Here is a 20664-nt window from a genome sequence, read left to right on the forward strand (position 1 = left end):
AAGGCAGGCTCTGGGGTGTGCAATATTCCCATCGCCGTGTCAGGTATTTTTTATGTCGCTACGCGTCTGCATCCTGGAAACCGATATCCTGCGTCCAGGCTTGATCGATCAGTACCAAGGTTACGGGCAGATGTTCAAGCGCCTGTTCGCCAAGCAACCGATTGCCGCCGAATTTGTCGTCTACAACGTGGTGCAGGGCGAATACCCGCCGGATGACGAGGTGTTTGACGCGTACCTGATCACCGGCAGCAAGGCCGACTCGTTCGGCACTGACCCCTGGATCCAGACCCTCAAGGCTTATTTGCTCACACGGTACGAGCGTGGCGACAAGTTGCTGGGTGTGTGCTTTGGCCATCAGTTGCTCGCCCTGCTACTGGGCGGCAAGGCCGAGCGTGCCAGCCAGGGTTGGGGCATGGGCACCCACGCCTACAAGCTGGATGCCAAGACGCCATGGATGAGCCCCGAGGTGCCGGAGCTGACGCTATTGATCAGCCACCAGGATCAAGTCACCACGTTGCCGGACAATGCCACGGTCATCGCTTCCAGCGAGTTCTGCCCGTTCGCTGCTTACCACATCGGCGATCAGGTGCTGTGCTTCCAGGGCCATCCGGAATTTATCCATGATTATTCCCGCGAGTTGCTGGAGATTCTTCAGACAACCCTGGGTGAGAAGGTCTACACCAACGGCGTGGCCAGCCTGGATCGCGACCACCACGGCGTAACCGTGGCGGAGTGGATGATGCGCTTTGTCGCGCACAAGCCGGATACCGCGGCCTAAAGCCAGCCTGAACGCTTGAAGCTGGCCCACAAACCGCCACAGCCCACAGCGATAAACCCGAGCACCGCAAAATAGCCGTAATGCCATTGCAGCTCGGGCATGTTCTGAAAGTTCATCCCGTAGATCCCCGCCACCGCCGTGGGGAACGCCAGGATCGCCGCCCACGCGGCGAACTTGCGCTGCACCACGCTCTGGCGCGACGCCTCCAGCAACACACCGATCTCGATGGTCTGGCTGGCAATGTCGCGCAAGGTGGTGAGGTCTTCCATCTGGCGGGTGACGTGGATCTGCACGTCGCGGAAATACGGGCGCATGTTTTTGTCGATAAACGGAAAGCTCAGCTTCTGCAACTCCTGGCTGATTTCCACCATCGGCGCCACATGACGCTTGAGCCGCAGCACATCACGACGCAGGCCGTGGAGGTGCTGGATATCTCGCTCATTGAGTGAACTGCACAGCACATTGCGCTCCAGCTCATCGATTTCGGCGTGAATCGCCTCGCTGACCGGCTGGTAGTTCTCGGTGACGAAATCCAGCAGCGCATAGAGTACGAAGTCTTCCCCATGCTCCAGCAACAGCGGCCGCGCCTCACAGCGTTGGCGCACAAAACCGTAGGACGCCGAGTGACCGTTGCGTGCAGTGATGATGTAGCCGTTGCCGGCAAAGATATGGGTTTCGATAAACTCCAGCTTGCCGTTCTCGCGCACCGGTGAGTAGGTGACGATAAACAGCGCGTCACCGAAGGTTTCCAGCTTCGGGCGGCTGTGCTTTTCCATGGCGTCTTCGATGGCCAGTTCATGCAGGTTGAACTGGCGTTGCAGGTTGTTCAACTCCTGGGCGCTGGGCTCTTCCAGGCCGATCCACACAAAGTGTCCGGGTTTGGCGGCCCAGGCCGCGCCTTCATCGAGGGTGATATCCGAGACTTTCTTTCCGGCGCTGTAGACGGCGGCCGCAACAACTCTACCCATGGTGCTGATCACTTCTTATTAAGAGGACAGATATTGGGCAGCTTAGCCTGAATGGCGTTCCGTTGTTGCTGACTGACATTGCCCATTCCCTTGCAGGAGCGAGCTTGCTCGCGAAGATCGTCAACCCGCGTCGCTTATACGGTTTTCGCGAGCAAGCTCGCTCCTGCAAGTTCACGGTCCATTGTTTCAATGCAAGCGGTCATTTGCGCGTGACAGTCCAGCATCAATTGAGGGATGTCATCCACCGTCATGCCAGTGGTAGGAATCGGCGGCAACGACCGGATCAGCACTTCCCCGCTGTTCCAGCGGTTGAGCTGCATTTGCGTTACATAATTGCTGACACACACCTGCACGATAGGCACGCCGGCCGCAATCGCCATATGAAACGCACCTTTCTTGAACGGCAACAGCCCTTTACCCAGGTTGCGCGTACCTTCCGGGAACACCCAGATCGACGTGTCCTTGTGTTGCAAGGTCTGGGTGGTGGTGAGCATGGCGCGTCGGGCCTTGTGCGCATTACCGCGGTCGATCAGCACATTGCCCGCCAGCCAGAACAACTGGCCGAACAGCGGCACCCATTTCAAGCTTTTCTTGGCGATGCATACGGTGCGGTGCGGCACTACATTGCCAAGTACAAACAGGTCGTAGTTGGACTGGTGGTTGGCGATCACCACACAGGTGCCGGGCTTGTTGCGCAGCGAGTCGACATCCGTCTTCACCTTCAGGCGCAAGATCCACATGGCTGGCAATGCGTAAAGACGGGCGCAGAGGCGGCTGTTGTCCGGATTGAATGGCCGGCATACCCCTAAAAGTACGCCCAATACCCCTGCGATCATAAAGTGCAGGCCCATCAACAACATACGTAACAGAAAAAGCATCGAAGCGGCCCATTGGGACAAAAGGTGGCGCAGTGTACGGATGTGCACTGTATTCGGCAATTGCCCCTACAGAGGTGGGAGATAGGCGATGTTTAAGCGCATGTTTCCACATATGCCCACAAAGGCCGGCTAGAGCGGCTACGGATATGTCGGATTCATTTGTAAGAAAAAGCCCGACACTAGGTCGGGCTCGGGTAAGACGGATATAGGTGTTAACTCAGATTGTGGCCCTGATCCTGGATGATCGCATCATCCAGGGCTTCCAGCAGTGCGCGGCGCACTTTCAACTTGGTGTGCTTGTGGGCATTCATATTGATCTTCTTCAACTGACGTGCCGCTTCCAGGGCGGCTGCGTGCAATTCCTCCGGTGCCACCACCTTATCTAGGAAGCCCGCTTGCAAGGCGCCTTGCGGGTCAAACATCTCGGCATTGATCACCGACCGATGGAACGCCGACTTGCGCAGACGATCCCGCGCCAACTCGATACCGGCATGGTGCATGGTCATGCCGATCGCCACCTCATTCAAACCAATGCTGAACGGGCCTTCGACGCCGATACGGTAATCGCCCGACAACAACAGGAACGCGCCCTTGGCTACCGCATGGCCCGGGCAAGCCACAATCACCGGGAACGGGTGCGCCAACAAGCGCCGTGCCAGGGTCGAGCCCGACGTCACCAGGCTGATCGCTTCTTTAGGGCCGGCAGTCATCACCTTCAAATCATAACCACCCGACAAAATCCCCGGCGTGCCCGTAATGATCACCACCGCCCGATCCTTCTCGGCCTGATCCAGCGCAGCATTGAATTCACTGACCACCGCCGGAGAAATGGCATTCACCTTGCCGTTGCTCAGGGTCAGGGTCGCGATACCGTCTTCGAAGTGGTAGGCAATCAACTCACTCATGACGCGGTTCCTTGTAGGGTTTGTTATAGAGGTAGATGCGCAGACGTTACTCACCACGCCCGCGCTGGTAAAGCGCCGTGACTGACTACCCAGTCAGGCTTTTCCTGCATCCCCAAGGGTAGACGGCCCGCAGCAGGGCGCAGCAACCGTCCCAGACGCCTGCCGCCGGTGCCCGAGAATGGCACAATCATCACCCCTTGCCGGGCGGGGAATGGCATAACCGTCTAACCGCATGAAAATTCTGAAAAAAACCTTTGCCATCAGAAAGGCTTTCGACTACATTAGCGCGCCTCGACAGACTGAACTGGTTTGCCGAGATACGGTGAAGTGTCCGAGTGGCTTAAGGAGCACGCCTGGAAAGTGTGTATACAAGAAATTGTATCGAGAGTTCGAATCTCTCCTTCACCGCCAAATTCGATGTAAACAAAACCCCTGGTTTCGAGAGAAACCAGGGGTTTTGTGATTTCTAGGGTTTGAAAAGTCCAGCTTTATCAGATCACGCGCTTGGCATATCCATTCGCCTTCCTATGACGTCCAGCAAATCGCAGCCGTCGCGCAAAGAGATGGAACAAAGCAACGCAAAATCACTGAGTACAACCGCATCACTACTGATCTCACTGCGTAGTGCGAGGTTCTCAAGGACTTGTGTAACGGCACGAACTCGATAGGTCGCAGCGTCGAGGAGTATTTCCAATGGCACGGTGGTATCGACAAAAAGGGCAGGTGTGGCGCTGTCGTTGCTGGTGAGGGCTATGTATTGGTTCATGTGTAACTCCACAAGACAAATATAAAAACAATGAGCTCTTTTCACGCTAAACCGCCAAAAATGGCAGCCGCATGAAAATAACGTCGTCTACGTTCCGTCTTGTTTTCGAGTCGCCAAACCCGGCCGCCGTATGGGCGACCGGGTGACTATAGACATTGCGATTTTGAAACGGGAGCCCCACATTTCTGCTAGAAGGGCTTGTTGTGCTCGGCACAGGCGCCGAGAAGAAAGCCTTGAAAGCTGCCCTGCTTTGGGCAAAAGCTCATATCGCTGATCTTAAGCGGGTATGGGATGAACAAAACCGGAGGGACTGACATATGACCAGCAAGCTTCGTATTTCTGCTGTGCAACCAGTTGCCGGCAAGCATGCCTTAGAGATCGAATGGAGCAACGGTAAGCGACACACTGTTGACCTCACCGATCTTATAAATACTTTTCCTGTCCTCACACCACTCTTGGATTTGGCGCTATTCAGCCAAGTGGAAGTTGGTGAGTGGGGCTTTGATGTGACATGGGGTAATAACCTAGAACTGTCCGCTGTCACGTTGCACCGTCTGGCGTTGGAGCAATCTGGTGAGGTCATGCTGACCCAGGATTTCAGAAAGTGGATGCTCAGTAACAATTTATCCCTTTCCGCAGCTGCTGTTGAACTGGGCTTTTCTCGTAGGACTATCACCGCGTACAGCAGTGGTGCTGCGCTTATTCCCAAGCATGTCGGGTTGGCATGTAGGGGGTGGGAGTATGAGCATAAAGGTTACACGGGCCACCACGCTTAAACGGGCCTGTTCTCCACCAGGGCGGCCAATAGAGCGGCCCTGATACATCCGCACCGCGCTCAATGCCTATGCCGATGATGCACATCCGGAAAATGCGCATGGCTGTGCTTCATCACTGCATGCACATGCACATGGCTATGAGGCTGCGCCGGATCCCACTCAAACCCATGCTCATGCTGATGATGCTCATCATGCACATGCCAATGCCCATGTTCCGTTGCCTCATGCACATGCTCATGGGCATGGCGCTCCGTCAGGTGAAGCCACACGCCCGCGGCCATCAGCGCCGAAGCAATCCAGAACGCCACGGTCACCGACTCGCCAAATACCAGCAGCGCCACTGCGGCACCGAGGAAGGGTGCCGTGGAGAAATAAGCCCCGGTGCGCGCACTGCCCAGCCCACGTAGCGCCAGCACGAACATCACCAGGCTGATGCCATAGCCGAGGAACCCCACCACCAGGATCGGCGCCAATTGCGCCACCCCCGGAATCTGCGCCCCGAGGTAAAGCGCCAAACTGCAATTCACCAGCCCCGCAATCAAACCTTTGGCACCGGCGATAAAGAGCGCGTCAGACGCCGACACCTTGCGCGTCAGGTTGTTATCTATCCCCCAGCACAAACACGCCAGCGCAATGGCGAGCGGCCCGGTCCAGTCCTGGATGCCGCCGCCGGCGCCCGTCCATGACAACACCACGCCGCCCAGCACAATGGCGACCATGCCGAGCACGATGCGCCGATCTGCGTTTTCTCTGAATACGACCCAGGCGATCACGGCGGTGAGCACTGATTCGAGGTTGAGCATCAAGGAGGCGGTGGCGCCGGCGGTGCGAATCAGGCCGAACATGAGGGCGACGGGGCCTAGGATGCCGCCGAAGGCGATGGCGCCGAGCAGCCAGGGCCATTGCGATGGGGTCAACCCGGTGGGTTTCCAGCCGCGATCACGGATCAGGCGTACGCCGGCAAGGCCAATGCCGCTGCCCAGGTAAAGCAGGCCGGCCAGCAATATAGGTGAGAGGCCCAGGCCAAGGCTTTTGGCGAGCGGAGTGCTGGCGCCGAACAGGGCGGCGGCCACGAGGGCGTAAATGATGCTGATGTTCATGGGCCATCCTCGAAGGTCAGGCCCATGATACGTCGCTTGCCGGGGTCAGCGCCCTGGCAGTTTCATACTTTATTGCGCGGTTTTCAGTTTGATCACATCACCGGAAATCTTGGTGGTGTAGCCGTTCAATACCCAGGCCCAGAACCACTTCTCCTGCACTTGGGTGTTGATCAGCGCGTCGCCGCCTTTGGCTTTGATGGCTGCATCCTGAGCGCGTACGAAGCGGTTGTTCTGTCCGATTGGGATGACGCCCAACAGCATGATGCCGGTGGCGCTGGCTTCGCTGTGGCCGAGGACGGTGTATTGGCTGGCGTCGTATTGCTGGGTTTTCATGGCGGTGCCGGTGCAACCTGCCAGGGTGAAACCAAGAACCGCTGCTGCAACTGCTTTAATGACGTATTTCACTTGAAACTCCATGAACTCAACCTCGAGATTCAATTCCTGAGGGGGCGACACTTTAAGCGCTCGGTTGGCAGATTGAAAACAATCTGCCCAGGTTTCATTTTCAGGCTTGTGCGTGCGCCCAGGCGATCAAGCTCGGGTCTGAAGGTCATGCGCTTCTGCGTGCCAGCAAACTCCGGATCAACCGCCCATACACCACGGCGTTGATCAATATCACCACCGCCCCCAGCAGCAGTTGAATATTCGCCGTCAGCCCGGCGGGGTAGATCAGCGTCAGGATGTAGTGCTCGATAAACCCACCGCCATAACCGTCTTGCCCGGCCAGGTGACGAAACAGGTTTTCCCAGCGGGTGAGGGGGCAGGGCAGGTGCAGCACCTCTACCGCGATCCCCCAGGCCACGGCGGGCAAGTGCAGCCACATTACCCTGGGCCATTTCAGGGCGAGCAGGCCACCGAACAGTACGAACAGGATAAAGGTCAGGTGAAACAGCACGAGGCCGTCGGCGACGAGTCGGTAGAGCATTGTGGGCACTTCGAATGGAGGGGCAAACAGTCTAAAGGGTTGCTCGCCGGCAAGGGTGGCCGTTATTGTGCTGAATCCATTTAGTCCTTGCCCCAAGGTTGTATCGTGATGAATGCACCGCGTACCGCTGTCCCGATCAAAGCCGTGATTTTCGATATGGACGGGTTGTTGCTGGATACCGAAGGCATCTACACCGAAGTCACGCAGATCATCGCCGAGCGCTATGGCCGTACCTATGACTGGGGTATCAAGCAGCACATCATCGGGCGAGGCGCTCAGGATCTGGCCGATTACGTGGTCAAGGCGCTGGATTTGCCGATCACGCCCGCGCAGTTTCTGGAAATTCGCGAGCCGTTGATGAGCGAGCGCTTTCCCAAGGCCCTGGGTATGCCGGGCGCTGAAGCGTTGGTGCGGCATCTGAAGGCGCACAATATCCCGATTGCGGTGGGCACCAGTTCATCGCGTAACTCGTTTGGCCACAAGACCACCTTGCACCGCGAATGGTTTGGCCTGTTCGACACCATCGTCACTGCCGACGACCCGGAAGTCGGTGCGGCCAAGCCGGCGCCGGATATCTTCCTCACGGCTGCGCGCCGTCTGGGTGTGGCGCCTGAGGATTGCCTGGTGTTCGAAGATTCGCCGTTCGGCGTGACTGCGGCGAAGGCTGCCAACATGACCGCCATCGCCGTGCCCGATGAGGCCATGGCGGACAGCAAGTACCAACATGCTGACCAGATTATTCGCAAGCTCGCCGACTTTGATTTGGCCGCCTACGGCTTGCCCCCCATGGCCTGACCCCGCGCGGTCAAAAATGTGGGAGCTGGCTTGCCTGCGAAAGCGGTAGTGCAGTGACAGATGTGGCACTGACACACCGCCTTCGCGGGCAAGCCCGCTCCCACATTTGGTTTGCGGTTTTGCAAAATCAGGCGCTGAAACCACCATCGATGGTCAGGCTGGCGCCCGTGATATACCCGGCTTCCGGCCCGGCCAGATACGCCACAAAGCTGGCAATCTCCTCCACGTGCCCATACCTGCCCACCGCCATCAACCCGATCAAGCTTTCGGCAAACTCACTGTTCGCCGGGTTCATATCGGTATCCACCGGCCCGGGCTGCACGTTGTTGATGGTGATACCCCGTGGCCCCAGATCCCGCGCCAAACCCTTGGTCAACCCCACCAGCGCCGCCTTGCTCATGGCATAAGGCCCGCCACCACCGAAGGGCATACGCTCGGCGTTGGTGCTGCCGATATTGATTACGCGGCCACCTTCGCCCATGTGCCTGGCGGCTTCCTGGGTGGCGATAAATACGCTGCGCACGTTGATTGCCAGGGTCTGGTCGAAGTCCTCCAGCTTGAAGTCTTCCAGCGGCGCGATGGCCAGCACGCCTGCGTTGTTCACCAGGATATCCAGGCGCCCAAACGCATCGACCGTGGCGTTGACGGCATTGCGAATTGCCGTGGCATCGGCGCTGTCGGCTTGAATCGCCAGGGCTTTGCCGCCTTCGCTGATCACGTCGTGCTGCAACGCTTGGGCCTTGGCGGCCGAACTGACGTAGGTAAAGGCGACTGCAGCACCCTGCGCGGCGAGGCGCTTGACGATGGCGGCGCCGATGCCGCGGGAACCGCCTTGAATCAGGGCGACTTTGCCGGTGAGGTTTTGTGTGGTCATGTCGATCTCCAAGTAGTTGATGGGCTGAGTATCGACCTGCCTCCGGTACGCCGGTAGACCGTGATTGCTACAGTCTGTGTAAACCAAAAGTTTAGAGTGGCCGATATGGAGAGCTTTGGCAGTATCGAATGCTTTGTGCGCAGCGCCGAGGGTGGCAGCTTTGCCGAGGCGGCCCGGCACCTGAGCCTGACGCCCGCAGCCGTGGGCAAAAGTGTCGCCAAACTGGAAGCGCGCCTGGGTGTGCGGCTGTTTCAGCGCAGCACTCGGCGGCTTACGTTGACTGAAGCCGGCAAGTTATTCCTGGAAGAGGTCAGCGCCAGCCTCACCACTATCCAGAATGCTGTGGCCAACCTGGCCAGCGCCGAAGGGCGACCGGTGGGCACGCTCAAGGTCAGCATGGGCACGGTGGTCGGCTGTTTGTATATCGTGCCGCTGCTGGGGGAGTTTCTGAAACGCTACCCCGATATCAGCCCGGATTGGCATTTCGACAATCGCCAGGTCGATCTGATTGGCCAGGGCTTCGACGCGGCCCTTGGCGGCGGCTTTGAGTTGCCCCAAGGCGTCGTGGCACGCAAGCTGACACCGGCTCACCGCGTGCTGGTGGCATCGCCTGACTATTTGGCGGCACGCCCAGCGGTGTTGCAGCCAGAAGACCTGGAGCACTGCGACGGCATCCTGATTCGCTCACCGCAAACCGGGCGAGTGCGCTCCTGGCAACTGACTCATCGCAATGGCGAGCACGGCCCGCTGAGTCTCAAACCGCGCATGACCATGAGCGACTCGCAGGCCGCCTGCATCTGCGCCGAACAGGGCTTGGGCGTTGCGCTGGTGAGCATGCCGTTTGCCGTACCCTGGCTGGCGAGCGGCAAGTTGCTGCGGGTATTGCCGGACTGGTATGTGAACGACGGCAATATTTGCATCTACTACGCCGAACATAAACTGCTGCCAGGCAAGACTCGGGCGTTTGTGGATTTCATCATCGAGCAGTTTGCCGAGCAGCAGTTAGGCCAAAGATTCAGTGCCATCTAACACCTTGTAGTGATCAAAATGTGGGAGGGGGCTTGCTCCCGATTGCGGTGGGCCAGCTATAGATAAGCTGGCTGATACACCGCTATCGGGAGCAAGCCCCCTCCCACATTTGATCTTCAGTGGCCGAACTTGCCGGGCCAACCTATGACTTTCTTAGGCCTGGGTGCCGCATACGTCCTGACTTTGGACGTCGACAACCCCAACCTCACCAACGACTCGGCAACCATCACCGCCGCCGTCACCCCGTCCACCACCGGCACTCCGGTGCGTTTGCGAATCTGCTCATCCAGCCCGGCCATGCCGCCGCAGCCCAGGCAGATCACCTCGGCCTTGTCGTCGCGAATGGCCAGTTCCGCCTGGTGCACGATGGCTTCCATGGCGCCCAGCGGGTCTTCTTCCAGCTCCAGCACTGCCATGCCGCTGGCGCGCACCGAAGCGCAACGCTGGTAGAGGCCGGCGAGTTTCAGCCGGTCTTCAATCAGCGGCACAGTGCGGTCCAGGGTCGTCACCACCGAGTAGGCGTGCCCCAGAAACATCGCGGTGCTGGCCGCCGCCTCGGTGATATCCACCACCGGCACATTGAGCAGTTCCTGCAGGCCTTCACGGCCATGTTCGCCATAGCCGGCCTGGATCACCGCATCAAAGGGCTGGTCGTAGGCCATTACCCGATCCATCACGGCGATGGCTGCCAGATAGCTTTCAAAATTGCCTTCCACCGATTCTGCGCCGAAGTACGGGGTGAGCCCGACAATCTCGGTGCCCGGTGAAGCCACGGCCCGTGCTTGCTGGGCAATGGTGTCGGTGATCGATTCAGTGGTGTTGACGTTGACGACGAGGATGCGCATGAAATGTCCCATATTCAATGACTGACGTTATCGACGGCAATGCTTTCGCCGCTGACATCGGCGTAAACCGGCTGACGCTTGGCGATCAGCAGGTACAGCAACCCTGCGATGCCGGCGCCGAACAGCCAGGAAAACGGTGAAACGCTGGCAAACCCCGGCAACAGCGCCAGCAGGATGGCGATCACCGCGGCAGGAATAAACGCCGCCACGGCGCGCATATTCACCCCCCGGCTGTAGTAATAAACGCCATTGGGGTCTTCGCTATACAGCTGCGGCACGTCCACCCGGCTTTTACGGATCAGCCAGTAATCGACCATGATCACCCCGTACAACGGCCCCAGCAGCGCGCCCAGGCCAGAAAGGAAGTACACAATCACCAGCGGGCTGTTGTAGAGATTCCACGGCAGTATCAGTACCGCCACGAAGGCGCTGATCAACCCGGCGCGGCGAAAGTTCAGGTACTTGGGCGCCAGGTTGCTCAGCACAAAGGCCGGGGCGACGAAGTTGGCCATGATGTTCACCGCCACGGTGACGATCAGAAAGGCCAGGCAACCGAGCACCAGGAAGAAGGTATTGGGGATTGCCGCGATGATTTCGGTCGGGCTCTCGATCACCCGGCCATTGAGCTGGAACTGGCCGCCGCACAGCAGCACGGTAATGGCGGCGAACACCAGGATATTCACCGGCAGGCCCCAGAAATTGCCGACCTGGATGGTCTTGCGGCAGGGCGAAGAGCGGGCGAAGTCGCAAAAGTTGAGGATCAAGGTGCCGTAGATCGCCAGCCACAGCGCGCCACCGGCAAAGATATTGCGCCACATCTCGCCGCCGCTCAGCGGTTCACGGATCGACCAGGCGATATGCCCACCCGCCTGGAAGTACATCCAGCCGGCCAACGCAGCCACCGTAAGCAAAATCACCGGCCCGGCGAAGCCTTCATAGCGGCGTACCATTTCCATGCCATAGGCGAGGATCACCAACTGCACCAGCCAGATCGCGACAAAACACGCCCAGCCCAGGCTCGACAGGCCCAGGATCGAGTTGTGGTCATAGTCGGCAAAGCCCGGATGAATCGCCGTCAGCAATACACGGAAAACCACCGACGCCAGGTACGTCTGGATACCAAACCAGGCAATCGCAATCACCGCCCGGATCAATGCTGGAATCTGCGCCCCGTGGATACCGAAACTGATGCGGCTGATCACGGGAAACGGCACACCGGTCTTCTGTCCCATGTACCCCGACAAGTTCATGAAGAAGTACACCAGCGCCGCGCCGATCCCCAGGGACAGCAATATTTGCCAGCCGCCCAAGCCCAATGCATATAAGCCGATGGCAAACGAATAGTTGGCGATGTTGTGCACGTCATTGGTCCACAGCGCAAAGATGCTATAGCGCCCCCAGCGTCGGCCCTCGACTTTGGTGGGGGCCAGGTCCTTGTTGTGCAGGCGCGGGCTGAGGACCAGTGGGCCGGGGCTTGCAGCCTCGGGGTGGAGGGTGGAGGAGGGCAGATCCAGCGCGATATTGCTCGAAAGACTTGTACGCATTCCGGCAGGCTCCAGCGCATCGGCAGCAAAGCGGCGGATGGCAAAGTGTATGTAGGTTTTGTATTGATTGTATACAAAGCGTACTTTTCACTAAGCCACATGCGTGCCAGTTTTCGTTATATGAAAAACGGGGATAATTTCTTTTTTATAGTATTTTTAAATAAACTACTGAATTGAAAGCAATATAAATTGACCGTTTGAACAGGTATTTATTTTTGATTGGGAGTAGCGTGATTCGGGGGTGTGGGGACTAGCAGAGATGAATGTTACGTTTTGGTGCGCTCGAATATGAGTTGCACACAAAAATGGCACCGATGGTTACAAGGTTGTGTACATTTTATGCTGCGCACAAAACAAAATGTGGGAGGGGGCTTGCTCCCGATAGCGGTATATCAGTCAGAAAATCTGCAACTGACCCACCGCTATCGGGAGCAAGCCCCCTCCCACATTTTTACCTCACCAGTTTGCCAGGCCTCAGGCCTTGCTGATGATATTCCCCGCATGCAGCCCGCATTCCTTCTGCGTGGCTTCTTCCCACCACCAGCGACCTTCGCGCTCATGCTGGTTCGGCAATACCGGGCGGGTGCAGGGCTCGCAGCCGATGCTGATAAAGCCGCGCTCATGCAGGCTGTTGTAAGGCAACTCCAACATGCGGATGTAACCCCACACCTCTTCGCTGGTCATCTGCGCCAGCGGGTTGAACTTGTACAGGGTACGTTCGGGGGTGGAGAAAGCCGTGTCGATTTCCAGCGCAGCCACCTGGCTGCGGGTGCCGGGGCTCTGGTCGCGGCGCTGGCCGGTGGCCCAGGCACTTACACTTGCGAGCTTGCGGCGCAGCGGTTCGATCTTGCGGATGCCGCAGCATTCGCCATGGCCGTCCTTATAGAAGCTGAACAGGCCCTTTTCCTTGACGAAGGGTTCCAGCTTGCTCTGGTCCGGCGAGATCAGTTCGATGTCGATCTTGTAGAACTCGCGCACCTGCTCGATAAACCGGTAGGTTTCCGGGTGCAGACGGCCAGTGTCGAGGCTGAATACCTTGACGTTCTTGTTCAGCTTCCAGGCCATGTCCACCAGCACCACATCCTCGGCACCGCTGAAGGAAATCCACAGGTCATCGCCGAACTGGCTGAACGCCAGCTTGAGAATATCCTGTGCAGACTTGTTGGCATAAGTCGCGGCGAGTTCAGCGACGTCGAAGGCTTGGTTCATCAGGACGGTTCCTACAGGTCAGTGGCGCTGAGCGCTCTATAGGCGGCGATGGTATCAAAATCTGCCGTGCGTTGCGGCGGCGTGCTTGAGTCGCTAGAGTTCGGCAGTCCTTTTGCCCGCTCAACTAATAAATCCAATGGAGTGTCTTGTGGAAATTGCCTGTCTTGACCTGGAAGGGGTGCTGGTTCCGGAAATCTGGATCGCCTTCGCCGAAAAAACCGGTATTGAATCCCTGCGCGCCACCACACGCGACATTCCCGACTATGACGTGCTGATGCAGCAGCGCCTGCGCATCCTCGACGAGCACGGGCTCAAACTGGCCGATATCCAGGCGGTGATTGCTACGCTCAAACCGTTGGACGGGGCCGTCGAGTTCGTCAACTGGCTGCGCGAACGCTTCCAGGTGGTGATCCTGTCCGACACCTTCTACGAATTCTCCCAACCGCTGATGCGCCAGCTGGGTTTCCCGACCTTGCTGTGCCACCGCTTGATCACTGATGAAAATGATCGGGTGGTAAGCTACCAGTTGCGCCAGAAAGACCCCAAGCGCCAGTCGGTATTGGCGTTCAAAAGCCTCTACTACCGCGTGATCGCTGCCGGTGATTCGTACAACGACACCACCATGCTGGGGGAAGCGGACCGTGGGATTCTGTTCCATGCGCCGGAGAATGTGATTCGCGAATTCCCGCAGTTCCCGGCGGTGCATACGTTTGAAGACTTGAAGAAAGAGTTTATCAAGGCGTCGAATCGGCAGTTGAGCCTGTAAGTTATGCGACGCGACTGATTGCCCCATCGCAGGCAAGCCAGCTCCCACCTTTGATCGCGGCGCGGTCGAAGGTGGGAGGGGGCTTGCCCCCGATAGGGCCGGTACAGGCCCTACAAACTTTCCAAAGTCTGTAACAACACCCGCACCTTCGTCAGCGACTCCTGATACTCAGCCTGCCACTGCGAATCCGCCACAATCCCACCGCCACCCCAGCAACACACCTGCCCGTCCTTGACCAGCAAACTGCGGATGGCAATGGAGCTGTCCATCTCGCCGCGCACGTCCAGGTACACCAGCGAGCCGCAGTAAAGCCCGCGGCGGGTTGGCTCAAGTTCGTCGATGATCTGCATCGCACGGATCTTCGGCGCGCCGGTGATGGAGCCGCCGGGGAAGCTGCCGGCGATCAGGTCGAGGGCGTCTTTATCGTCGGCCAATATGCCGGTGACACTGCTCACCAGGTGGTGCACGTTGGGGTAGCTTTCCAGGCTGAACAGCTCTGGCACTTTCACTGAGCCGATGCGGCAATTGCGACCGAGATCGTTGCGCAGCAGGTCGACGATCATCAGGTTTTCTGCGCGGTCCTTGGGGCTGGCGAGCAACTCGGCGGCGTTGGCGGCATCTTCTGCAGGTGTTACGCCGCGAGGGCGGGTGCCCTTGATCGGGCGGGTCTCGACCTGGCGTTCGCTGATGCGCACAAAGCGTTCCGGTGACAGGCTCAGTACCGCACCGTCATCGGGCAAGCTCTGGAACCCGGAAAACGGCGTGGGGCAGGCTTCGCGCAGGGCGCAATAGGCTGCCCAGGGATCCCCCATGCAGGGTGCGCGAAAGCGCTGGGCAAAGTTGACCTGATAGCAGTCGCCGGCCTGGATGTAATCCTGGATACGCGCGATGGTTTGGCGGTAGGCCTCTGCGGTGAGGTCTGGTGCCATCGGGCCCTGGAGTTTGAACGTCGCAGAGGTGTCGACAGTCCCGTGGCTGAACAGCGCGATCAACCGTTGTCGTTCGCTATCGGCCAACGTGGGATGAAACACCAGTTGGCTGCTCCGGGCCTGGTGGTCGCTGATCAGCGCCCAGGCGTACAGCCCGAAGCGCGCGTCCGGCAGGTGCAGGTCATCCACCGCCAGGTGCGGCATGTTCTCAAGGTGCCGGCCGAAGTCGTAGCTCAGGTAGCCTATCAAGCCTCCGGCGAACGGCAACGGTAAATCGGCGGGGATTGCGGCTTCACCCAATCGCGTGAGGTTTTCCCGTAAGCGTTGCAGGAAATCACTGCCGCTTTCGTCCGGCTCTACCGTCAATGTCGCTTCCGGCCAGGCACTGAGCAGGTCATACCGGCCGCGCTCAGCCGTCGGCCGGCCGCTGTCGAGCAGTACCGCGCCTGGAGCACGGCGAATCGCCGCAAAATACTCGGCGGGGTTGGCCCGGTAGGGCAATGGGTGTACGGAGCAGGTCAACATGCGGGGTTGGGTCAGCCAATGGCGCGGGGGAGGGGGATTGTAGTCCCCTGTAGGATTTGCTCCTAGAGGGGATGTCGGGGATAGACAGTTTGAAGACCGGATCAGCCTTCCACGGGCGGTATATGCCCAAACATCTCCTGCACGAACTTCACCCGCTCTTGCGGGGTTTCCGTCACGCCGGCAGCTTTGAGTTCCTCCAGTCGCGCCTCCACCGCATGGGTGCGCAAGGTCAGCCCGCAGTCATTGGCGATCTGGATATTCAGCCCCGGCCGTGCATTCAATTCAAGGATCAGCGGGCCTTTTTCCTGGTCCAGTACCATGTCCACGCCGATATAGCCCAGTCCGCACAGCTCGTAGCAGCCAGCCGCAAGCTGCATGAAACCGTCCCAGTTGGGCAGTTGCACACCATCGACCGCATTGGTGGTGTCAGGGTGCTTGGTGATGATGTTGTTCAGCCAGGTACCGCGTAGGGTCAGGCCGGTGGCAAGGTCGACGCCTACGCCGATCGCGCCCTGGTGCAGGTTGGCCTTGCCGCCGGATTGGCGGGTCGGCAGGCGCAGCATGGCCATCACCGGGTAGCCCATCAGCACGATGATGCGAATATCCGGCACGCCCTCGTAGCTGATGCTTTTGAAGATCTGGTCGGGCACCACACGGTACTCGATCAGTGCGCGGTCGCGGTGGCCGCCCAGGGAATACAGGCCGGTGAGGATGCTGGAAATCTGGTGTTCGATTTCTTCGTGGCTGATGATCTTGCCGGACACCGTGCGATAGCGCCCTTCAAAACGGTCTGCCACCACCAGGATGCCGTCGCCGCCGGCACCCTGGGCGGGCTTGATCACGAAATCGCTGCGCCCACCGATGATCTCGTCGAGCTTGTCGATTTCCTTCTCGGTGGAGATCACCCCGTACATTTCCGGCACATGGATACCGGCGGCCAGCGCCCGTTCCTTGGTGATGATCTTGTCATCCACAATCGGGTACAGGCTGCGTTTGTTGTACTTGAGCACGTAGTCGGCGTTACGCCGATTGATGCCCATGATCCCGCGCGCTTCCAGGGCCTTCCAGGTTTTCCAGAAGCCAAACATCAGGAGTCAGCCTTCAGGAATGCCTTGAAACGCACCAGCTCGGTGAGGCGATAGCCGCGATAACGACCCATGGCCAGCATGAAGCCCACCAGAATCAGCAGGATCGCCGGGAAGGTAAACACGAAGTAAACCAGCTCCGGCACGCTCATGATGAGGTGGGCCAACGAGGCGGCGAACAGGGTGCCAATCGCCACTTTCAGTGCATGGTTGGCGCCGCGCTCTTCCCAGGTAATCGACAGGCGTTCGATGGTCATGGTCAGGATCACCATCGGGAACAGCGCCACCGACAAGCCACGCTCCAGCCCCAGCTTATGGCTGAACAGGCTGATGGCGGCGATCAGCACCACCACGAAGGTCAGCACCACCGACAGCCTCGGCAGCATCTGCAGTTTCAAATGTTCCAGATACGACCTGAGTGACAGCCCCAGTGCCGTGATGATCGTGAACAGCACAATGCCGAAGCCCAGTTGCGTCTCGCGGAACGCCAGGGCGATCAGCACCGGCGTGAAGGTGCCCAGGGTCTGCAGGCCGATCAGGTTGCGCAGGATCAGAATCACCAGCACGCCAATCGGGATCATCACCATGATCATGAAGGTCTGCTGGGTTTGCAGCGGCAGGCCGTACAGCGAGTATTCGAGGAAGTTGGCGTCGGTGTTTTCGTCGGTCAGCTTGGCCAGGCGAATCGCGTTCATTTCGCTGTTGTTGAGGCTGAAGGTCACCATGGCCTTCTTGCCGCCATCGACCGTGATCAGGTTTTCATCGCCGGTCCACCACAGCAGGCGGTCGGCGGGCAGGCCCTGTTCACCGGTCTCCGGGTTGAAGTACAGCCAGTCGTTGCCGTTGAAGCTGCGCAGCCACAGTTCCGGGGTTTGCGGCTGGTCGGCCACCAGGCGGATGGTGTGGACTTTCTCCACCGGCACATGGGCGATGGACAGCAGCAGCTCGACGATCCTGGCCTTGTGCGGCGTCGACGGGTCGCCGGCCAGCAGTAGCTTCACGTTGTCGTCGTTGAGGTTGTTGGTGCGCTTGATGGCTTCGCTGATGAAAGTCTCGACGTCGGCCGAGTGCTGGCGGATCGGCGCCAGCAAGGCTTCGGCGGCGATTTTTTCCGGGCCTTCCACGGCGATGCTGTCGCGGAAGGTCGGGCCTTTGATCTTGACCTTTTCGCCGCTGTAACGCTTGGTCAGCACCAGGCGGTAATACAGGGTCTGGTTGCCCTTGGCCCGGCGCGCTGACCAGGTGACCTTGCGGTTGCCGTCGATGCGGTTGACGCTGACTCCGTAGTTGTTGGAGATAAAGCTTTCATTAAGGCTGACGAAGTCGCGGCTCAGTGGCGGCACGAACATCTGGATCTTGACTGGGTCCTTGGGGTTGGCGACGAACTCGACCTTGGCGTCGATGTTCCACAAGTCGTCGGTGGCATCCTCGGTCACGGGGATCCCCAGCACGAAAATCTGATAGGCGGTGACCGAAATGCCGAGCACCACCAGGAAGGTGATCAGGATTTTCAGGTGCAGGGTCAGAGAGCGCATTCGGTTTACTCGGCGGTATGAGCGTCGGCGACGCAGGCGGGTTTGCCTGCTGCATATTTAAGACTGGGGTCGACCAGCGCATCAAAGCGTTTCAGCGCTTCGGAGCCGATCAGCAGCGGGTATTGGAAGCTGCTGCGGTCAGTCAAGTTCACTTCGATGCTGCGTAAAGCAGTGCCCATGCAGATATCCAGGGCAACCACCGGACGGGCGGTGTAGTTCTTGTCCTCATCGGGGTCGTAGTCGCCGGCGCGGCGCTTGATCTTGCTGACGCGGGCCAGGGGCAGTTCGATGGGGTGGGAGTGGGCGGTGTCGATGGCCAGGTAGAAGCGTACCCAGGTTTCGCCGTTGCGCTTGAAGCGCTTGATATCGCGGGCGCTCAACGAGGCGGTCTTGGCGCCGGTGTCGAGCTTGGCCGCGACCTCCAGGTCGATACCGTCCAGCTTGGCGTATTCATTGAGGCCATACACCGTTTTCTCGGCGGTGAAGCCAAGGCTGGGCAGCAACATTAGGCAAACAAACAGGGGGAAGGGCTTGAGTCTCATAAATCCTGAGGCGGTGCCGTGCGATGTTCAATTCAAGGCGACTGGCATTGCTGCGCAAACTCCCTCGTGCGCCGTTTCATCCAGAGATGTCAGGCAAATACGCCGGGCATTCTAACATGATGCTTTTTTGGCGCCAGCGCTGGCAGGCGGCCATGCCTTGGATGGGTTATTCAGGCGTATTAGACGATTGTCGACAATGTGTATTTATTCTTTGACTGTTAAGGGGTAATTAGCTAGTTTTTGCGGCATTGATTTTAAAGGTGTCGACAATATGCTGGGTCAGGCGGAAATTCCGATAGCGGCGTCAGACGATTCCCAAACCATGTCCGAGAACGTTTTTCGGCGTATCCAGGCCGCCATCGTCAAAGGTGAAATCGCCCCCGGCAGCAAGATTTCCGAGCCGGAACTGGCGCGTACCTACGGCATCAGCCGCGGCCCGCTGCGCGAGGCGATCCACCGCCTGGAAGGCCAGCGCCTGCTGGTGCGCGTGCCCCACGTCGGCGCACGGGTTGTGTCGTTGAGTCATGCCGAGCTGATCGAACTCTATGAGATCCGCGAGTCCCTGGAAGGCATGGCCTGCCGCCTCGCTGCCGAGCGCATGACCGACGCAGAAATCGAAGAGCTGCGCCAGGTATTGCACACCCATGAGCGCGATGCCGCGTTCCAGGCCGGTGTTGGCTACTACCAGCAGGAAGGCGACTTCGACTTTCATTACCGGATCATCCAGGGCGCCGGTAACCGCACCCTGACCCAAATGCTCTGCGGCGAGCTGTACCAACTGGTGCGCATGTACCGCATCCAGTTTTCCGCCACCCCCAATCGTCCACGCCAGGCCTTTGCCGAACACCACCGCATTCTCGACGCGATTGCCGATCGCGATGGTGAATTGGCCGAACTGTTGATGCGCCGGCATATCGGCGCCTCCAAACGCAACATCGCCCGTCACTTCCCGGACGGTGCTCCTTCATCACGAGGTGAGTCATGAGTTCCCATAACAACAGCACTCCCGGCCAGCGTTTCCGTGACGCAGTCGCCAGCGAACAGCCTTTGCAAGTTGTTGGTGCAATCAATGCCAACCACGCGTTGCTGGCCAAGCGCGCCGGCTTCAAGGCTATTTACCTGTCGGGTGGCGGTGTCGCCGCCGGCTCGCTCGGCGTGCCGGACCTGGGTATTACCGGGTTGGATGACGTACTCACCGACGTGCGCCGCATTACCGACGTCTGCGACCTGCCGCTGCTGGTGGACGTGGACACCGGTTTCGGCTCCTCGGCGTTCAATGTGGCGCGCACCGTCAAGTCGATGATCAAGTTCGGCGCCGCCGCCATCCATATCGAAGACCAGGTCGGCGCCAAGCGCTGCGGGCATCGCCCCAATAAAGAGATCGTGTCGCAGCAGGAAATGGTCGACCGCATCAAGGCTGCCGTGGATGCGCGTACCGATGACAGCTTCGTGATCATGGCGCGCACCGACGCCCTGGCGGTCGAGGGCCTGGAGTCTGCCCTTGAACGTGCCGCCGCGTGTATCGAAGCCGGTGCCGACATGGTCTTCCCGGAAGCCATCACCGAGCTCGAGATGTACAAGCTGTTCGCTTCCCGCGTAAAGGCGCCGATCCTGGCTAACATTACCGAGTTCGGCGCGACGCCGCTGTACACCACCGAACAGTTGAAATCTGCGGATGTTTCCATTGTGCTGTACCCGCTCTCGGCCTTCCGTGCCATGAACAAGGCCGCCGAGAACGTCTACACCGCGATCCGTCGCGACGGCACCCAACAGAACGTGATCGACACCATGCAAACGCGCATGGAGCTCTACGATCGCATCGACTACCACACCTTCGAGCAGAAGCTCGACGCGCTGTTTGCCGCGAAAAAATAATGCGGTGCGCCTCCC

The 20664-nt window shown here is 59.0% G+C and carries 22 protein-coding genes and 1 tRNA gene; 8 read left to right on the forward strand and 15 right to left on the reverse strand.

The window, feature by feature from the left end; all coding sequences use genetic code 11:
* Positions 1–52 precede the first annotated feature (52 nt).
* Complete coding sequence (locus J1G33_RS10875) at positions 53–778, forward strand: amidotransferase (RefSeq protein ID WP_032879891.1); 726 nt, start codon at positions 53–55, stop codon at positions 776–778.
* Here the strand turns inward: J1G33_RS10875 and J1G33_RS10880 are convergent.
* From J1G33_RS10880 to J1G33_RS10890, 3 genes are all read right to left on the reverse strand, one after another.
* Positions 775–1746: a magnesium and cobalt transport protein CorA gene (locus J1G33_RS10880; protein WP_032879893.1), complete on the reverse strand. Its 972-nt coding sequence runs from the start codon at positions 1744–1746 to the stop codon at positions 775–777. The genes J1G33_RS10875 and J1G33_RS10880 overlap by 4 nt on opposite strands.
* A 134-nt stretch (positions 1747–1880) precedes the next feature.
* A complete protein-coding gene (locus J1G33_RS10885; protein ID WP_103733607.1) occupies positions 1881–2624 on the reverse strand; it encodes a 1-acylglycerol-3-phosphate O-acyltransferase in 744 nt (247 codons plus the stop codon).
* 212 nt (positions 2625–2836) lie between these two features.
* Positions 2837–3529 (reverse strand): crotonase/enoyl-CoA hydratase family protein, encoded by a 693-nt coding sequence (locus J1G33_RS10890; RefSeq protein ID WP_148852835.1) that lies wholly within the window; start codon positions 3527–3529, stop codon positions 2837–2839.
* 321 nt (positions 3530–3850) lie between these two features.
* On the opposite strand from J1G33_RS10890, the gene J1G33_RS10895 reads away from it, so the two are divergent.
* Positions 3851–3940, forward strand: a tRNA-Ser gene (locus tag J1G33_RS10895).
* Between the two features lie 85 nt (positions 3941–4025).
* On the opposite strand, the gene J1G33_RS10900 is transcribed toward J1G33_RS10895, so the two are convergent.
* The gene (locus J1G33_RS10900; protein ID WP_148852832.1) at positions 4026–4295 is read right to left on the reverse strand and encodes a short-chain dehydrogenase; all 270 of its coding nucleotides are present in this window, start codon (positions 4293–4295) and stop codon (positions 4026–4028) included.
* A gap of 317 nt (positions 4296–4612) precedes the next feature.
* Here J1G33_RS10900 and J1G33_RS10905 point away from each other — a divergent pair, with 317 nt between their 5' ends.
* Entirely contained in the window at positions 4613–5071 is a 459-nt protein-coding gene (locus J1G33_RS10905) for a DUF2442 domain-containing protein (protein ID WP_223018085.1), read from the forward strand.
* Positions 5072–5130: 59 nt separating this feature from the next.
* Here the strand turns inward: J1G33_RS10905 and J1G33_RS10910 are convergent, their stop codons facing one another.
* From J1G33_RS10910 to J1G33_RS10920, 3 genes are all read right to left on the reverse strand, one after another.
* Positions 5131–6171, reverse strand: a complete 1041-nt coding sequence (locus tag J1G33_RS10910; protein ID WP_223018086.1) for a DMT family transporter — start codon at positions 6169–6171, stop codon at positions 5131–5133.
* 69 nt (positions 6172–6240) lie between these two features.
* On the reverse strand, positions 6241–6576 hold the full coding sequence (locus J1G33_RS10915) for a hypothetical protein (protein ID WP_148852824.1): 336 nt from the start codon (positions 6574–6576) through the stop codon (positions 6241–6243).
* A 145-nt stretch (positions 6577–6721) separates the two neighbouring features.
* Complete coding sequence (locus tag J1G33_RS10920) at positions 6722–7096, reverse strand: DUF2784 domain-containing protein (protein WP_005790428.1); 375 nt, start codon at positions 7094–7096, stop codon at positions 6722–6724.
* 108 nt (positions 7097–7204) lie between these two features.
* On the opposite strand from J1G33_RS10920, the gene J1G33_RS10925 reads away from it, so the two are divergent.
* Positions 7205–7891, forward strand: coding sequence for an HAD-IA family hydrolase (locus tag J1G33_RS10925; RefSeq protein WP_103733612.1), 687 nt, complete (start codon positions 7205–7207; stop codon positions 7889–7891).
* Between the two features lie 127 nt (positions 7892–8018).
* Here J1G33_RS10925 and J1G33_RS10930 read toward each other — a convergent pair whose 3' ends face one another.
* On the reverse strand, positions 8019–8765 hold the full coding sequence (locus tag J1G33_RS10930) for a 3-oxoacyl-ACP reductase family protein (protein WP_032879901.1): 747 nt from the start codon (positions 8763–8765) through the stop codon (positions 8019–8021).
* Between the two features lie 105 nt (positions 8766–8870).
* Between J1G33_RS10930 and J1G33_RS10935 the strand changes: the two genes are divergently transcribed.
* Positions 8871–9794 carry a LysR family transcriptional regulator gene (locus J1G33_RS10935; RefSeq protein WP_032879902.1) on the forward strand — a complete coding sequence of 308 codons (924 nt, stop codon included), beginning with the start codon at positions 8871–8873 and terminating at the stop codon, positions 9792–9794.
* A 116-nt stretch (positions 9795–9910) separates the two neighbouring features.
* Here J1G33_RS10935 and J1G33_RS10940 read toward each other — a convergent pair whose 3' ends face one another.
* The 3 genes from J1G33_RS10940 to J1G33_RS10950 form a co-directional block, all read right to left on the reverse strand.
* Complete coding sequence (locus J1G33_RS10940; RefSeq protein ID WP_032879903.1) at positions 9911–10639, reverse strand: aspartate/glutamate racemase family protein; 729 nt, start codon at positions 10637–10639, stop codon at positions 9911–9913.
* A 14-nt stretch (positions 10640–10653) separates the two neighbouring features.
* Entirely contained in the window at positions 10654–12183 is a 1530-nt protein-coding gene (locus tag J1G33_RS10945) for an NCS1 family nucleobase:cation symporter-1 (protein WP_223018087.1), read from the reverse strand.
* Positions 12184–12657: 474 nt separating this feature from the next.
* Positions 12658–13392, reverse strand: a complete 735-nt coding sequence (locus J1G33_RS10950) for a phosphoadenylyl-sulfate reductase (protein ID WP_032879905.1) — start codon at positions 13390–13392, stop codon at positions 12658–12660.
* 148 nt (positions 13393–13540) lie between these two features.
* Between J1G33_RS10950 and thrH the strand changes: the two genes are divergently transcribed.
* Complete coding sequence (gene thrH / locus J1G33_RS10955; protein ID WP_005790415.1) at positions 13541–14158, forward strand: bifunctional phosphoserine phosphatase/homoserine phosphotransferase ThrH; 618 nt, start codon at positions 13541–13543, stop codon at positions 14156–14158.
* Between the two features lie 110 nt (positions 14159–14268).
* Here the strand turns inward: thrH and pabB are convergent, their stop codons facing one another.
* From pabB to J1G33_RS10975, 4 genes are all read right to left on the reverse strand, one after another.
* A complete protein-coding gene (gene pabB / locus J1G33_RS10960; RefSeq protein ID WP_223018088.1) occupies positions 14269–15612 on the reverse strand; it encodes an aminodeoxychorismate synthase component I in 1344 nt (447 codons plus the stop codon).
* Between the two features lie 101 nt (positions 15613–15713).
* Positions 15714–16700 (reverse strand): alpha-L-glutamate ligase-like protein, encoded by a 987-nt coding sequence (locus J1G33_RS10965; protein ID WP_005790412.1) that lies wholly within the window; start codon positions 16698–16700, stop codon positions 15714–15716.
* Positions 16700–18232: an inactive transglutaminase family protein gene (locus J1G33_RS10970; protein WP_032879907.1), complete on the reverse strand. Its 1533-nt coding sequence runs from the start codon at positions 18230–18232 to the stop codon at positions 16700–16702. The genes J1G33_RS10965 and J1G33_RS10970 overlap by 1 nt, the downstream gene beginning before the upstream one ends.
* Positions 18233–18237: 5 nt before the next feature.
* Positions 18238–18774 carry an ATP-dependent zinc protease gene (locus tag J1G33_RS10975; RefSeq protein ID WP_223018089.1) on the reverse strand — a complete coding sequence of 179 codons (537 nt, stop codon included), beginning with the start codon at positions 18772–18774 and terminating at the stop codon, positions 18238–18240.
* Between the two features lie 271 nt (positions 18775–19045).
* Here J1G33_RS10975 and J1G33_RS10980 point away from each other — a divergent pair, with 271 nt between their 5' ends.
* Positions 19046–19759, forward strand: coding sequence for a GntR family transcriptional regulator (locus tag J1G33_RS10980; RefSeq protein ID WP_032879909.1), 714 nt, complete (start codon positions 19046–19048; stop codon positions 19757–19759).
* Positions 19756–20649, forward strand: coding sequence for a methylisocitrate lyase (gene prpB / locus J1G33_RS10985; RefSeq protein WP_032879910.1), 894 nt, complete (start codon positions 19756–19758; stop codon positions 20647–20649). Before J1G33_RS10980 ends, prpB begins: the two co-directional genes overlap by 4 nt.
* Positions 20650–20664: the final 15 nt, after the last annotated feature.

This window comes from Pseudomonas sp. P867 (assembly GCF_019891455.1).
Taxonomy (GTDB): domain Bacteria; phylum Pseudomonadota; class Gammaproteobacteria; order Pseudomonadales; family Pseudomonadaceae; genus Aquipseudomonas; species Aquipseudomonas synxantha_A.

Bases quoted from the DNA above. Each gene is read 5' to 3' on its own strand.
- J1G33_RS10980 (WP_032879909.1), top strand. From the start codon at position 19,046: ATGCTGGGTCAGGCGGAAATTCCGATAGCGGCGTCAGACGATTCCCAA.
- J1G33_RS10875 (WP_032879891.1), top strand. From the start codon at position 53: ATGTCGCTACGCGTCTGCATCCTGGAAACCGATATCCTGCGTCCAGGC.
- J1G33_RS10965 (WP_005790412.1), bottom strand. From the start codon at position 16,700: ATGTTTGGCTTCTGGAAAACCTGGAAGGCCCTGGAAGCGCGCGGGATC.
- J1G33_RS10910 (WP_223018086.1), bottom strand. From the start codon at position 6,171: ATGAACATCAGCATCATTTACGCCCTCGTGGCCGCCGCCCTGTTCGGC.
- J1G33_RS10940 (WP_032879903.1), bottom strand. From the start codon at position 10,639: ATGCGCATCCTCGTCGTCAACGTCAACACCACTGAATCGATCACCGAC.
- J1G33_RS10975 (WP_223018089.1), bottom strand. From the start codon at position 18,774: ATGAGACTCAAGCCCTTCCCCCTGTTTGTTTGCCTAATGTTGCTGCCC.
- J1G33_RS10930 (WP_032879901.1), bottom strand. From the start codon at position 8,765: ATGACCACACAAAACCTCACCGGCAAAGTCGCCCTGATTCAAGGCGGT.
- J1G33_RS10885 (WP_103733607.1), bottom strand. From the start codon at position 2,624: ATGCTTTTTCTGTTACGTATGTTGTTGATGGGCCTGCACTTTATGATC.
- pabB (WP_223018088.1), bottom strand. From the start codon at position 15,612: ATGTTGACCTGCTCCGTACACCCATTGCCCTACCGGGCCAACCCCGCC.
- J1G33_RS10970 (WP_032879907.1), bottom strand. From the start codon at position 18,232: ATGCGCTCTCTGACCCTGCACCTGAAAATCCTGATCACCTTCCTGGTG.
- J1G33_RS10880 (WP_032879893.1), bottom strand. From the start codon at position 1,746: ATGGGTAGAGTTGTTGCGGCCGCCGTCTACAGCGCCGGAAAGAAAGTC.
- J1G33_RS10900 (WP_148852832.1), bottom strand. From the start codon at position 4,295: ATGAACCAATACATAGCCCTCACCAGCAACGACAGCGCCACACCTGCC.
- J1G33_RS10945 (WP_223018087.1), bottom strand. From the start codon at position 12,183: ATGCGTACAAGTCTTTCGAGCAATATCGCGCTGGATCTGCCCTCCTCC.
- J1G33_RS10935 (WP_032879902.1), top strand. From the start codon at position 8,871: ATGGAGAGCTTTGGCAGTATCGAATGCTTTGTGCGCAGCGCCGAGGGT.
- J1G33_RS10890 (WP_148852835.1), bottom strand. From the start codon at position 3,529: ATGAGTGAGTTGATTGCCTACCACTTCGAAGACGGTATCGCGACCCTG.
- J1G33_RS10920 (WP_005790428.1), bottom strand. From the start codon at position 7,096: ATGCTCTACCGACTCGTCGCCGACGGCCTCGTGCTGTTTCACCTGACC.
- J1G33_RS10950 (WP_032879905.1), bottom strand. From the start codon at position 13,392: ATGAACCAAGCCTTCGACGTCGCTGAACTCGCCGCGACTTATGCCAAC.
- J1G33_RS10905 (WP_223018085.1), top strand. From the start codon at position 4,613: ATGACCAGCAAGCTTCGTATTTCTGCTGTGCAACCAGTTGCCGGCAAG.
- prpB (WP_032879910.1), top strand. From the start codon at position 19,756: ATGAGTTCCCATAACAACAGCACTCCCGGCCAGCGTTTCCGTGACGCA.
- J1G33_RS10925 (WP_103733612.1), top strand. From the start codon at position 7,205: ATGAATGCACCGCGTACCGCTGTCCCGATCAAAGCCGTGATTTTCGAT.